This window comes from Campylobacter lari subsp. lari, from assembly GCF_013372185.1.
Lineage (GTDB): Bacteria > Campylobacterota > Campylobacteria > Campylobacterales > Campylobacteraceae > Campylobacter_D > Campylobacter_D lari.
On record NZ_CP053830.1, the window covers coordinates 1284340 to 1299321 of the forward strand.

The 14982-nt window shown below is 31.4% G+C and carries 12 protein-coding genes; 2 read left to right on the forward strand and 10 right to left on the reverse strand.

The window, feature by feature from the left end:
• Window positions 1-4 precede the first annotated feature (4 nt).
• Entirely contained in the window at window positions 5-2830 is a 2826-nt protein-coding gene (uvrA, locus tag CLLT_RS06740; RefSeq protein ID WP_012662045.1) for an excinuclease ABC subunit UvrA, read from the reverse strand.
• Window positions 2831-3038: 208 nt separating this feature from the next.
• Here uvrA and CLLT_RS06745 point away from each other — a divergent pair, with 208 nt between their 5' ends.
• Complete coding sequence (locus CLLT_RS06745) at window positions 3039-5144, forward strand: carbon starvation CstA family protein (RefSeq protein WP_012662046.1); 2106 nt, start codon at window positions 3039-3041, stop codon at window positions 5142-5144.
• Window positions 5141-5332 carry a KCU-star family selenoprotein gene (kcuS, locus tag CLLT_RS06750; RefSeq protein ID WP_012662047.1) on the forward strand — a complete coding sequence of 64 codons (192 nt, stop codon included), beginning with the start codon at window positions 5141-5143 and terminating at the stop codon, window positions 5330-5332. Before CLLT_RS06745 ends, kcuS begins: the two co-directional genes overlap by 4 nt.
• Before the next feature lie 63 nt (window positions 5333-5395).
• On the opposite strand, the gene serC is transcribed toward kcuS, so the two are convergent.
• The 9 genes from serC to fliF form a co-directional block, all read right to left on the reverse strand.
• A complete protein-coding gene (serC, locus tag CLLT_RS06755) occupies window positions 5396-6472 on the reverse strand; it encodes a phosphoserine transaminase (protein ID WP_012662048.1) in 1077 nt (358 codons plus the stop codon).
• 12 nt (window positions 6473-6484) lie between these two features.
• Window positions 6485-7648 (reverse strand): exodeoxyribonuclease VII large subunit, encoded by a 1164-nt coding sequence (gene xseA / locus CLLT_RS06760; protein ID WP_012662049.1) that lies wholly within the window; start codon window positions 7646-7648, stop codon window positions 6485-6487.
• A complete protein-coding gene (ubiE, locus tag CLLT_RS06765; RefSeq protein ID WP_012662050.1) occupies window positions 7645-8346 on the reverse strand; it encodes a bifunctional demethylmenaquinone methyltransferase/2-methoxy-6-polyprenyl-1,4-benzoquinol methylase UbiE in 702 nt (233 codons plus the stop codon). The genes xseA and ubiE overlap by 4 nt, the downstream gene beginning before the upstream one ends.
• A gap of 3 nt (window positions 8347-8349) precedes the next feature.
• Entirely contained in the window at window positions 8350-9102 is a 753-nt protein-coding gene (locus CLLT_RS06770) for a hypothetical protein (protein ID WP_070255241.1), read from the reverse strand.
• Between the two features lie 11 nt (window positions 9103-9113).
• Entirely contained in the window at window positions 9114-9530 is a 417-nt protein-coding gene (gene perR / locus CLLT_RS06775; RefSeq protein ID WP_012662052.1) for a peroxide-responsive transcriptional repressor PerR, read from the reverse strand.
• Window positions 9531-9613: 83 nt separating this feature from the next.
• Window positions 9614-11443, reverse strand: a complete 1830-nt coding sequence (dxs, locus tag CLLT_RS06780) for a 1-deoxy-D-xylulose-5-phosphate synthase (RefSeq protein ID WP_012662053.1) — start codon at window positions 11441-11443, stop codon at window positions 9614-9616.
• The gene (gene fliH, locus CLLT_RS06785) at window positions 11440-12258 is read right to left on the reverse strand and encodes a flagellar assembly protein FliH (protein WP_074692442.1); all 819 of its coding nucleotides are present in this window, start codon (window positions 12256-12258) and stop codon (window positions 11440-11442) included. Before fliH ends, dxs begins: the two co-directional genes overlap by 4 nt.
• 4 nt (window positions 12259-12262) lie before the next feature.
• Entirely contained in the window at window positions 12263-13291 is a 1029-nt protein-coding gene (gene fliG, locus CLLT_RS06790) for a flagellar motor switch protein FliG (RefSeq protein WP_012662055.1), read from the reverse strand.
• Window positions 13291-14976 (reverse strand): flagellar basal-body MS-ring/collar protein FliF, encoded by a 1686-nt coding sequence (gene fliF, locus CLLT_RS06795; protein ID WP_074692441.1) that lies wholly within the window; start codon window positions 14974-14976, stop codon window positions 13291-13293. Before fliF ends, fliG begins: the two co-directional genes overlap by 1 nt.
• Window positions 14977-14982 lie beyond the last annotated feature (6 nt).

Here is a 14982-nt window from a genome sequence, read left to right on the forward strand (position 1 = left end):
TTTTTTAATCTTCCTTATTTTTTAACTCTAAATTTAAATAATACCCAGTATAAGAACCACTTTTTTTATGATTTTTAACAAGCTCTTCAACGCTACCTTTAGCTATAACCTTACCACCTTTAACTCCACCTTCTGGCCCCATATCTATGATATAATCAGCATTTTTTATAACATCAAGATTATGCTCTATCACAAACACGCTATTTCCAAGATCAACTAAATGTTGCAAAACCAAAATAAGTTTATTAACATCTTCAAAATGAAGTCCCGTTGTAGGCTCATCTAAAATATAAAGAGTTTTTCCCGTATCGCTTCTGCTTAATTCTTTAGCTAGCTTAATACGCTGAGCCTCCCCACCACTTAAAGTAGTTGCATTTTGTCCTAAAGTAAGATAATCAAGCCCAACTTTTACTAAAGTATCAAGCTTTTGCTTGATTTTTGGCACCAAAGTAAAAAACTCACTTGCTTCTATGATACTCATATTTAAAACATCAGCTATGCTTTTACCTTTATATTTAATCTCTAGTGTTGCATCATTATATCTTTTACCATTACAAACATCACAAGTTACCATCACATCAGGTAAAAAATGCATTTCGATTTTAATCTCGCCATCGCCACTACACTTTTCACATCTTCCACCTTTAACATTAAAAGAAAAACGCCCTGCTTTATAGCCTCGCATTTTAGCTTCTTTGGTAGCTGCAAAAAGATTACGAATTTCATCCATAGCGCCTGTATAAGTAGCAGGATTTGAACGCGGAGTTCTTCCTATAGGACTTTGATCAAGATAAATCACCTTATCAAGTTTTTCTAAACCTTCTATTTTAACCCCACTTAGTTTTTTAACTTTTTTAGCACGATTAAGTTCTTCTTTTGCAAACGGAAGTAAAGTTTGTAAAATTAATGAGCTTTTACCACTTCCTGAAACGCCTGTAATTGCTACAAGATTGTGTAGTGGAAAATCTACACTCAAATTTTGAATATTATTAATACTCACATCTTTTAAGCTGATAAAATCTTTTTGTTCTCTGTTTTTTTGATGAGCAATTTGCTTTTTGCCACTCATATAAAGGGCGGTTTGGCTTTTGCTTTTTAATAATTCTTTATAAGTTCCACTAAATACGACCTCTCCACCAAATTTACCAGCATTTGGGCCAATATCTACAATAAAATCTGCTTCTTCTATAGTCATTTTATCATGCTCAACTACGATTAAAGTATTACCCTTTTGCTGAAGATTTCTTAAAGTTTTAATGAGTTTTGCTGTATCTCGCTCATGCAAACCAATACTAGGCTCATCTAAAACATACATCACCCCGCTTAAACCACTACCAATTTGAGAAGCTATACGAATTCTTTGAGCTTCTCCTCCACTAATGGTTCTTGCATCACGCCCTAAGGATAAATACCCAAGTCCTACATCATAAAGAAAAAATAATCTTTCATTAATTTCTTTAAAAATAGGCTTAGCTATCAATCTTTCTTGTTCACTTAAATACGCAAAATTAGTTTCTTTTGAAAAAAATGCAGTGGTATTTTCTATGCTCATATCTAAAATTTCACCCAAATTTTTTTCTGCAACTTTTACAGCTAAACTCTCAGCTCTTAAACGATGACCATTGCAATCTTTGCAAGTTTTTTCACTCATATACTCGCTTAAATCTTTTTCATCTTTTAGCATTTCATAGGCATATTTAACCGCACCTTCAAATTTACGACTTAAACGATGTCTTTTCCATAAAAAGTTAATTTCCTTAGCATTACCATAAAGCACCAAACGCTTTTCTTCTTCGCTTAGCTCATTATATGGAATTTTTATCCTGATATCATTTTGCTCGCAAAATGCCATTAAAAATTTATAATAATAACTTTTATTAAACCCATATAAAAGTTTTATAGCTCCTGCTTCTAAGCTTAATTCTTCATTGATAAGCTTTTTCATATCCAGTGTATATCTTATACCAAGACCATCACAACTTGGACAAGCGCCTTTTGGAGAATTAAAAGAAAAACTCAAAGGCTCAAGCAAAGGAAAAGAAATTTTACAATCAAAACAAGCATTATGCTCACTATAATGAAAATGCTTAGGTATGTTTAATTCTTCATTATTTAAAACTTCAATTTCTACCTCGCCAAAACTCTCACTCAATCCTTTTTCTATATCACTTGCAAGTCTTGCTAGCATATCATCTTGAATTTGAAGTCTATCTATTACAAGTTTTATTGTATGTTTTTTAGTTTTAGCAAGCTCAATATCCTCATCAAGACGCGTTAAAACCCCATCAATTTGTGCTCTAACATAACCTTTTGCGACTAAATTTTCCAAAAGATCTGCAAAAGTTCCTTTTTTTTCTTTGATCAAAGGCGCGTAAATGACAATTTTTGCTCCTTTTGGAAGCTTTAAGATTTCACCTACGATATCTGCTGCACTCATAGATGAGATTTTTTGTCCGCATTTGTGGCAATGTTGCGTGCCAATTCTTGCATATAATAATCTTAAATAATCATAAATTTCAGTAATGGTTCCAACGGTTGATCGAGGATTTTTTGAAGTTGTTTTTTGATCAATGGCAATGGCAGGGGTTAAACCTTCTATTTTATCGACATTTGGCTTACCCACTTTATCTAAAAACTGCCTTGCATAAGCACTTAAACTTTCAATATAACGGCGTTGTCCTTCTGCATAAAGCGTGCCAAAGGCTAAAGTAGATTTACCACTTCCACTAAGTCCTGTAAAAACTATGAGTTTATTTTTAGGAATTTCTAGATTAATATTTTTAAGATTATTTTCCTTAGCACCAATTATAATTATTTTGTCTTTATTCATATTATGATTACCTTGATTTTAAAACTAATATTCTATCACAAGTATTTAAAATAATCACATTCAAATATTTTTAAAAATTATTTTATTTTAGCAAATATAAATTTAACTTGTGTTACATTTTGTAATATATATCCCTATTAAATCATTTAAACAATCATAAAATAAAAAACTACGATACACTAAAAGTCACTAAAATTAAAGGAAGAAAATGAGTGTAACAAACAAAATACTTTGGTTTTTTGTCGCTATTGTTGCTGCTGTATGTTTTAGTATATTAGCGCTCCAAAATGGCGAAAGTATTTCAGCAATTTACCTTGTTATTGCTGCTTTATGTATTTATATCATAGGATATAGATTTTATGGTAGATATATTGCATATAAAGTCTTAGAACTAGATAAAAATAGAGCAACTCCTGCTACCGTTAAAAATGATGGATGTGACTTTGTCCCTACTAACAAAATTGTACTTTTTGGGCATCATTTTGCAGCTATTGCAGGAGCTGGTCCTTTAGTAGGTCCTATACTGGCTGCTCAAATGGGTTATTTACCTTCCATGCTTTGGATTTTAATCGGCGGAGTACTAGCTGGAGCAGTGCATGACTTTGTTGTTTTGTTTATCTCTACACGCCGTAATGGAAAATCTTTAGGTGAAATGATAAAAGATGAACTTGGTAAGCTTACTGGTGGATTTGCTATGCTTGCTATCTTTGGAATCATGTTAATCATTATAGCAATTTTGGCAATGGTTGTTGTTAAAGCCTTGGCTGAGTCACCTTGGGGATTGTTTACCATAGCCATGACAATACCTATTGCTATTTTTATGGGTATTTATATGAGATTTTTAAGACCTGGTAAAGTAGGTGAAGCTTCTATAATAGGTTTTATACTTCTTATACTTGCTATACATTATGGTAGTGAAATAGCTGCTAATCCTTATTGGGCTAATATTTTCACACTAAGCGCTCCAACTCTAGCCCTTATAATGATGGCTTATGGTTTTATAGCAGCGATTTTACCAGTTTGGTTTTTACTTGCTCCAAGAGATTATTTATCAACTTTTTTGAAAATCGGTGTTATTGTAATTATGGCTTTGGCTATTATCTTTGTAGCACCTGATTTACAAATGCCAAAAATCAATTCTCAATATTTAGATGGAAGTGGTCCTGTGTTTGCTGGAGCTATTTTTCCATTTTTATTTATCACTATAGCATGTGGAGCTATTAGTGGTTTTCATGCTTTAATTTCAAGTGGTACAACTCCTAAAATGCTTGAAAATGAAACCCATGCTTTAGCTGTTGGATATGGCTCCATGCTTATGGAAAGTGCTGTGGCTATCATGGCTTTAATTTGTGCTTGTATTTTACATCCTGGTCTTTATTTTGCTATTAACTCTCCTGCAGCTGTTATAGGGACTGATGTTGTCAATGCCGCTGCTACTATTTCTAGCTGGGGCTTTAAAATAACACCTGAAGAAATTACAACTCTTACTACCAATATAGGAGAACAAAGTATACTTTCAAGAACTGGTGGAGCACCAACATTCGCCGTAGGTGTAGCTTTAATTTTACACGAGCTTTTTGGTGGAGTAAATTTAATGGGCTTTTGGTATCACTTTGCTATTTTATTTGAGGCTTTATTTATTTTAACTGCAGTTGATGCAGGAACGAGAGCTTGCAGATTTATGGCTCAAGATATATTAGGCAATATATATAAACCTTTAGGAAATATCAATAACACTTTTGCAGGTATTTTTGCCACTGCATTGAGTGTTGCAGGTTGGGGATATTTTCTTTATCAAGGAGCCATTGATCCAAAAGGTGGAATTTACTCACTTTGGCCACTTTTTGGAGTGAGCAACCAAATGCTTGCTGGCATGGCTTTACTTTTAGCTAGTGCGATTTTATTTAAAATGGGCAAGGCAAAATATACTTGGGTAACGCTGGTCCCAGCTACTTTTGTTCTAGTTGCAACTCTTTATGGAGGATTTCAAAAAATACTTCCATATAAAGAAGGCGATAAAGTACATAATGCCGTAAGCCATGTAGCTGCTGTACAAGTTAATGCTCAAAAAATAAAAGATTTAAATTTAAAATTAGAGCAAACAACTGATCAAATACAAATTGAACAAATTAAAAAAGATTTAAAACTAGCCTCACAAGCTAAAACATCTAATCTTGTCAATGCAATACTTTGTGTGTTTTTCATGATTACCACTTTGCTTGTTATACTTTCTTGCTTTGGAATTTTTATCAAAAAATTAAACATTCCTTTAAAAGAAAGCCCTTATATAGCATTAAAAAAGGAAAAAGCATGATAAAAAAACTTAAATTATGGTATGAAAAATCCGAAAGGTTTTTTCATCCTTTGGTTGGAGTTGCAAGTTATGATAAATACCTTGAACATATGAGAGAAAAACATCCTAAAACACCTTGCAAAAGTAGAAAAGAATTTTTTAAAGATTTTCTTGAAAAAAAATACAATAGTGGCTTAGGAAAATGCTGATAAACATTAAAGAGTAAAGTTTTTACTATACAAAAAATGATTTTTGGTGAAAATCACCAAAAATCAAGCATGTTTTTTAGCAAAATTTTTCATAAATTCACTTAGTTTTTGAACTTTTTCAATGCTGATAGAATTATAAATACTAGCGCGAATTCCGCCTAAAATTTTATGTCCTTTAAGGCCTATCATACCATTTTCTTCAGCCTCTTTTACAAAAACTGGCTCTAAGTTTTTATCATGAGCTATATTAAAACTAACATTCATTAGCGATCTATTTTCTTTTTTAGCATGCCCTTTGTAAAAGCCATTACTTTCATCGATCACATCGTATAAAATTTTAGCCTTTTGTATATTTTGCTCATTGATTTTATCTAAGCCACCTTGATTTAAAAGCCATTTCATTTCAAGATTAAACATATAAATAGCAAAGGTCGCAGGGGTGTTAAATAAAGAATCATTTTCAGCATAAATGCTGTATTTTAACATACTAGGTATGTTTTTATTTTTGCTACGCTCTATCATATCTTTACGCACAAATGCGCAAGCAAGTCCTGAAATTCCAGCGTTTTTTTGCACTCCACCAAAAAGCATAGCAATATTAGAAAAATCTATCTTTTTAGAAAAAAAATCACTTGAAGCATCGATGATTAAAGGACTTTTAGTTTTTGGATAGCATTTATATTGGGTTCCATAAATGGTATTATTAGAGCATATATATGCATAATCAGCATTATCGCTAAATTCAAATTGTGGGATATGATCAAACTCACTTTCTTGGCTACTTGCTACTATTTTTGTATTTACTCCTAAAATTTCAGCTTCTTTAATAGCCTTTTTAGTCCAAACTCCCGTATTAGCAAATTCACAAACTCCACCCATATATAAATTCATAGGTATCATAGCAAATTGCAAACTAGCCCCACCTTGCATTAAAAGCACTTCATAATCATCATTTACCCCATAAAGTTCTTTTGCCATTTTGATAGCTTCAAAATGCACTTCTTCAAAAACCTTTCCACGATGAGAAACTTCCATAATAGAAAAGCCCTTGCCATGATAGTCATACAAATGCTCCTGTGCTTCTTTTAAAACCTCATCAGGCAAATTTGAAGGACCTGCACTAAAATTCATTACTCTCATTTTGTCTCCTTTTTATAGTATTTGGGCTTCTTTACTCTCATTTATTGAGCAAAGTTTTATAATATCTCCTTTTTTTAGTTTTTCAAGAGAAATATTTTTGCCATCTTTTTGTAAATTTATCAAATTTTTACTTTTATCAAAGAAATTTTTATGCTGAGCTAAAAGCTCTTCAAAATTATTAAGTTTGTTTTCATAATTTAATAATTTTAAATTTAAAACGCTCTTTAGTTGACTTTGTAAAAAATCAAGCTTTTGTTTTCTAAGAAAAAAAGCATTTTCTAAAGATTTCGCTTTGGCTAAATTTTGCAAATGATCTATTTTATTTTGATAAAACTTAAGATGATTAAGCATTTGGCTTTTAAAACGCATAGTAAGTTCATCAAGTCCTTGTTCTAAGCTGAGTTTATTTGGAAAAATCATATCAATAGCCGCACTTGGAGTTGGCGCTCTTAAATCTGCTACAAAATCACTAATAACATAATCAATCTCATGTCCAATAGCAGAAACAACAGGCGTTTTTAAAGAAAAAATACATCTTGCAAGCTCTTCATCATTAAAACAAAATAAATCCTCCCTACTTCCACCACCTCTTGCTAAAATAATCGCATCTAAATCATACTCATTGGCTTTTTTTAAAGCATTTATCAAAGAATTTGGAGCGCTTTGTCCTTGAGTGAGAGCATTAAAAATAGTTATTTTGCAAAGATTGTATTCTTTTTGTGAAATTAACTTTAACATATCTTGCAAAGCAGCTGAAGTAAAAGAGGTGATTATGCCTATTTTTTTGGGAAATTTAACAATGCTTTTTTTAGCATTTATATCAAACAAACCTTCTTTTTCAAGCTTTTCTTTTAAGGCTAAAAATTTAGCTTCTAAATCCCCAAGGCTTGTTTTTTGCATGCTTTTTGCTATAAATTGATATCTACCGCTTGCTTCATACAAGCTTACATAACCTCTTAAATCAAGCATATCGCCAACCTTAGGCTGGGTTTGGACAAATTGATTAAAGCCTTTAAACATTACGCAAGCTATACTTGATTTTTCATCCTTTAAATCAAAATACCAATGCCCTGAACCATGTATAGTTATCTTAGAAATTTCTCCACTAAGCTCTATATCATCAAGATGAAATTCTAATAAACTTTTAGCTTTTAAATTAAGTTCTGAAACTTTCATTTTTTTCTTGCAATAAACATAGAACAAACACCAAAGCTAAAGCTTTTATACTCTAGCATTTCAAAATGCTCACGGAGTTCTTTAATAAATTCTTCTTTACTTAAAAAATCATCAATGGAATTTGGCAAATATTCATAAGCACTATAATTTTTGCTAATAAATCCACCCACTTTTGGCAAAATATTTTTCAAGTAAAAATCCCTACAAGCAGCTATAAAACCACCCTGCTCTCTTTTGGTAAATTCAAGCACAAGTAAAATCCCATCCTTTTTTAACACCCTTGCAAATTCTTTTATAGCTTCTTTTCTATCTACAACATTGCGTATGCCATAACTTATACTTATGATGTCTGCACTTTCATTTTCAAGTGGAAGCTCTTGTGCTTTTGCTTGTACAAAAGTCGCTTCAGGAATTTTTTTCTTAGCTACTTCAAGCATACCCGCACTTGGATCAATCCCTTTTATACTGATGATATTTTTATTTGCTCTTAGGGCTTGATTTTGCCATTCTATAATCATATCGCCCGTACCACAAGCCACATCGATAATATCAAGTTCATTGTTAGAAAATTTAAAAACATCTAAACAAGCTTTTTTTCTCCAACTCACATCAGTTCCAAAGCTTAAAATTCTATTAGCTTTATCATAAGTTGGAGCTATATCATCAAACATTTTAACTATTTTTTCTTGTTTTTGCATTTTTCACCTACTTATTTTTTTGATGATATTATCAATTTTTATTATGATTTCTTCTTTTTCTTTTATCATCAAATTTTGATTTTTTAGCATTTTTTTAAATTTTTTCATTTTAGGATAAATTTTTGAAAAATATTTAATTAAAAAATTTATTTTATCAAAATCTACATGATTATTTGAAGAATTTATTTGCCCTTTTAACAAATAGCATTCTTTCTTAAGTGCGTTTATAAAAATTTTTTCTAAATTTGAATTCGTATTTTTTCTAAAAAAACTCTCATCTTCATTTAAAATATACTCTAAATTTATAAAAAAATTTTCAAAATTTTTATCATTAAAAAAAGAAATTACATCATCAATTATAAATTTTTTTGACATTAAAATTTCAAATTTGTGTTTTAAATTTTTTAAATTTGCATATAATTTTTCTTGGATATTTTCTTCAAAAACACTAGTAAAAATTTCAAAAAATAAAAATATTTTTGTAAATTTTTTATAAGTTTTTTTCAAATTTTTACTGGTCTTCTCTTCTAAAAAAGCATTTTTGCAAAATGTAAATTTTGTACTTAAACTAAAAAGTATAATTTTTAAAACAATATAACTTTGCATTTGCGAAGAAAAATTTATTTTGCTTTTATGCTCTTTTTTTATAAGTTTTATATAATCTTTATAAGTTAAAAATTCAAAAGATTTTTTATCAAAAAAGACATTTGATTTTTTGCTAATAATCGTATTCACAGCAGTATACTCAAGACGCAAGAAAATGCGTCTTATTTATTTTTACAAAATTTGCAACCATTCACATAAGCAAACACGCCAAGATAGTCAATAATATTACCAATCTTTTTCTCAAGATCTTCTTGATATTTGTTAATCCCACTATCTTCATAGCGCACATCTTCTATGTGATTGCATTTACTACAAATTACATGAATATGTGGATATTCATAAATGTCATAACAAGTTTTTTGATTTGGAGTATTAATTTCTACTACCAAACCTTGTTCTTTTAAGGTATTTAAATTTTTATATACCGTAGCTAAAGAGATAGAAGGATATTCTTCTTTAATACTTTCATACAAAGATTCTATATTAGGATGCTCGTGGCGTTTTAAAATTTTTAAAATACAAAGTCTTTGTGGAGTAGCTTTTAAATCACAGTTTTTAAGCATTTGAATAAGTTCCATAGTCTATTCTCCAAATATTTTTGCTTATAGTATAACTCTTTTTTTATAAAAAAATGATTATATTAGAAGATATTTTTTATCTTTTAATAAATTTTAATTTTTTGGCATAACGAATCAATATCAAGCTCTAAAAATTTTTCCACTTCACTTGTTTTGCCATGGGCTATAAATTGATCTTCAAATTCAAAACTTACAACTTTTATATGATAAAGATTTTCTTTTTGTAAAAAATTTGTAATCAAACTTCCTACTCCGCCTATTTTGGCACTATCTGAAAAGACAAACCAGGTTTTAGTATTTTTAGCAATTTCTCTTAAAAGTTCTTCATCCAAAGGTTTTGCAAAAATCAAATCTATTAAGCTCGCATAATCTAATCCAAGTTTATCTAAAGCTAGTTTTGCCTTGGCTACACCTTGACCAAAACCTAAAAATACTTTATCGCTTTGTGCTTTAGATAAAATTTGAGCTTTAGCAAGTTTTATCTCACATGGATTAAATTCATCATCTAATAAAAAATTTCCCCTAGGATAGCGAAAAGCAAAAACTCCTTGATGAAAATAAGCATATTCCATAATATTTTTCATCATAGCTTCATCTCGTGGAGCTGCTAGGGTAATGTTTGGAATAACACTTAAAAAACTTATATCAAAAACACCTTGATGAGTTTCTCCATCTTCACCCACAATTCCTGCTCTATCCATGGCAATAACCACATTTAAATTCATAATAGCACAATCATGAATCACTTGATCATAAGCTCTTTGCATAAAGGTGCTATAAATTGCTATAAAAGGTTTAAACCCTTCTTTTGCCATAGCAGCCATAGAGGTAACTGCATGTTGTTCAGCAATTGCAACATCCCAAAAACGCTCAGGATACTTTTCTATCAATTTATCAAGCCCTGTTCCACTTGGCATAGCAGCAGTTACACCTACTATATTTTCATATTTTTGAGCCAAATTTAACAAAGTGTTTGAAAAAATTTCAGTAGCACTTTTTTTGCTTACACCTTGTTTTAAGCTTTCTCCACTATTAACATCAAAAGCACCAACCCCATGCCATTTTGCATTTTTTCCCTCAGCTAAAGCATAACCTTTGCCTTTGATAGTTTGAGCATGTACTACACAAGGCTTTTTCATGGCTTTTGCTTGATTTAGTGCGTTAATAACTTCATTTAAATTATGCCCATCAATAGGCCCAATATACTCAAGCCCTAATTCTTCAAATAAAAGTCCAGGTGTAATAAGTCTTAAGCCCTCTTCAAAACGCTTTGCCATATAAGAAGCACCCTGAGGAAAATACTCTAAAAGATTTTCTATGCGTTTTTTAAATTTTTGATAAAACTGCGTTGCCATTGCTTGAGAAAGGTATTTTGAAATAGCCCCAATTGGCTTTGAAATACTCATCTCGTTATCATTTAAAATGATCACACAAGGGTATTCTCTATCGCCAAGCTCATTTAAAGCCTCATATGCCATACCAGCACTTAAAGCTCCATCGCCTATTAATACAACAGGCAAACGGTCTTCATTTTTTAATCTTATAGCCTTGCAAGCTCCAACTGCTAAAGATATAGAAGTGCTTGAATGTCCTGCTATAAAATAATCTCCCTCATCAGGTTTTGTATAACCACTTAAGCCATTAAATTGCCTTAGTGTGTGAAAACTATTTATTTTGCCACTTAAAAGCTTATGTGGATAAGATTGGTGTGAAACATCAAAAATAAAAGGATCTTTTTGTACATCAAAAACATAATGCATGGCTATGCTAAGTTCCACAACACCTAAATTTGAACTTAAATGTCCACCATTTTTACTCACTATATCTATAATAACTTCACGCAAATTATTAGCTAAATTTTCTAACTCTTTAATTTGCATATTTTTAATATTTAAGCTGTTTAAATCTATCATTCATTAGCCATATTTTTGATTTTTTGCAAACGATTATTAAGGTTTGATTCTATATTACCAGCATCGCTTAATATTAAAATACTCCCCTTATTAATCGCATCATCAAGGCTAAATTTGATATTACTTTGTTCTTGTTCTAAATGTGATTTTACATATTCAAAATCTTCAGGGCTTAGTTTTAATTCTATTTTAGTAGCATTTTTAAGCTCGTTCATAAGTTCTTTTGCCAAATTTAATGCCATAAGTGAGGAATTTTCCTCAAGTTCTTTTGCAATCACTTCTTTTGCGATAATTACAGCTGTATCAGCTAATTCTTTTTCATTTTTAGATAAAAACTCATTTAGATTTTGCACTGTATTTTCAAGTTTTTCTACACTTTTTAAGTATTTTTCTTTTAAAGTCTCTAATTCATTTTCAAAATTTTTTTGAGCTTGCTCATAACCTTCTTTGGTGAATTTTTCTTTTGCATGCTCTAATTCTGTATTTAAGCGATTGTTAAATTCAGCTTCTTGACTTTCTATTTGCATTTGTAGCTTAATGATATTTCCTGACATTTCATCAGTTTTTTTAAGCAAATCTTCTACAAAATCAGGTTGAATTTGTGGTTGTGGGGCTTGCGGGGTAGTTTCTACTGTTTGATTTTCCACTGCTTGCTGAGTAGCATTTTGAGCCAGGGGAGTTTGACTTATGGTTTGAGTTTCTTCTTGTTTTTGCTCTTCATTGGAAGACATTTCACTCATAACTTTAAAATGATATCCCTCAACCACATGAGCAGAAATATTTTCAGGTGAAATTACATTAGTTAATTTAGCCATAATCTTACTCTATCATCTCATCAGCCTCACCCACTTGGATAAGACCTTGTTCTGCAAGTTTTTGCACCACCTCAACAACTTTTCTTTGTGCTTCTTCCACATCTTTTACACGCACAGCGCCCAAAAAGCCCATTTCTTCTACAAAAGCTTCAGCAGCACGCGTGGACATATTTGCCATAAATTTTTGTTTTAAATCCTCGCTTGCACCCTTTAAACCTATCATCAAATCGCGCTTATCAGCAGCTTTTAAAACCTCTCTAATCGCATTAGTACTAAGCTGGGAAATATCATCAAAAGTAAACATTAAATCTTTAATGGTAGTTGCAAGTTTTTCATCACTTTGCTCAATATAAGAAAGTGTTGTTTTAGATGCTTTTTGACCCAAGCGATTAAGCACTTCAGCAACCGCTCTTGGACCACCCACTTCAACTTTATAAGAAGTAAGGCTTTCAAGTTTACTTTCAAGCACAGCAGATACTCTTTTGATAATTGATGGTGAAATATCCCCAAGATTTGCCATTCTTATTACAACCTCAGCCCTTAACTCATCGCTAAAATACTCCAAAGTTTCAGCAGCTTGAGTAGTATCCATATGAGCTAAAATCAAAGCTATGGTTTGAGGGTGTTCTTTAATGATAAAGTCTGCAAGTTGTTGAGGCTTAATTTGAGAAAGATAAGCAAAATTTTGATTATTTTCCATACTTTTGGTAAGTTTTTCCAAAATTTTATTGGCAATTTCAGGACCAAAAGTTCTAAATAGAATTTCTTTTGCATATTCCAAACCACCACTTTTTAAATATTGGTTTGATTGTAATAAAGTATAAAATTCCTCAAGTACTGCAGTAGCAACTGGCTTGTCAACATTTTTTGCCAAAGCAATATAGCGAGAAATTTCAGTGATGACATTAATATCCATATGAGAAAATAAAACTGTTGTTACATCTTCTCCAAGTTGGATTAAAAAAATTGCGACCTTTTCTGGCATAGAAAGGTCATCATAGACCATTTTTTGTTCTTCACTAAGCTTTATCATTAGATATCCTTCTCACCAAATTCAGCTTCATTTTCAACAAGTTTTTGCAACAATAATGCCACTTCTTCACCTTTTTCATTAGCCACTGCTCTTAATTTTTCGAGCAAGACATCATATTGAAGCGCATCTTCATCAAAATTATCCCCAAAGCCAAGTTGTTCTTCAACTTTTCTACGCGCTGCATTGAATTTTTCAATAGCATCTTCAGCCTCATCAATGATTTGCCCGTCTTTACCTTCCATCTCTTCTTCAAGCTTGATATCTGCAAGCATTTTTTGTGAAAATGGAACGATAACTTTTTTGTAAAAGATAAAAAGTAAAATCGCGGCAAAGACATACTTAACAGGCGGGATAAATGGCTCAACAAATCTTGAATAGAAAGTTTGGACCTTATTTTCAACCTTAGCTGTTCTATGAAATTCCAAATTATTTACTTCAACCGCATCACCTCTAGCAAGATTAAAACCTATAGCACCTTTAGTAAGATTTTCAATAGCTTGAATTTCTTTATCACTCAAAGGAATATATTCGTTTGTGATATTTCCTTGATCATCAGTAATTACTTTGTATTTTCCATCTACTACAACGGCTGCAGAAATTCTTTTAATCGTTGCAAATTGCTTAGTGGTGTTGGTGATTTTTTTAGAAATTTCATTATTAGTTGTAGTTTGGTTTTTAGTATAAACCTCGCGTGCACCTTTATCATCTAAACCCTCTACAGGACCGATGTTTGAAACAGCACCTGGTACACCTTGAATTTCTTTATCTTTATAGCCTTCTTTGTGTTCTTCTAAAGTTTGCTCACTACGCACGACTGTGTTTGGATCATATACTTCACTTTGTGATTCTTCTTTAGAAAAATCATAATCAATACTAACCTTTGCCACTACTCTATCATAACCACCCGCAAATGGAGCAATAGAAGCAACAATTTTTTGCTCTAATTCATATTCTTGATCTCTTTTATATTTAATTTGAGCAGCGATCAAATCACTCTCAAAAGCACCCTCATCATCTAAAGGAATACCTTTTTGATCCATGATTTTTACATTTTCAGGGGTAAGTTTTGTCACTGAAGAAGCAATTAAGTTTTTAATCCCCATAATTTGCTTTTTATTAAGCTTTAAACCTTCTTTTATCGTCAAAGCTACTGAAGCAGTTGGTGGGACTTGTTGTTGGGTAAAAAGTGTATCTTTAGCAAAAGCAATATGCACTGTGGCACTATGGATAGGCTCTAAACTTTCAATCGTTCTAGCAAGTTCACCTTCTAATGCTCTTTGGTATTTTACCTTTTGCTCAGCTTCTGTTGCACCAAATTCTTGTTTATCAAAAAGCTCAAAGCCTACTTTATTATCCTTTGGTAATAACCCTGCAGAAGCAATAGCCAAACGCTGTTTATATACTTGATCATTAGGCACTAAAATAGTTCCTTCATTACGCAAAATATAAGGAACCCCACTTTTTTCAAGCTGCGTTACTATCATCGCTGAATCACTAGTATTAGCATTTTCAAACAATACTGAATATCCAGCCTCACTAGCTACTGTAGAACCGCTTCTAAAAAGGGTTAAAAATACTAAAAATCCAACTACAACAACAATAGAAGCAGCAATGATAATACGCTGTCTTAAACTTAAATTTTGATAAAGCTGACCTACTTGGTGCAGTATAGTTTTATAATCCATTTATTT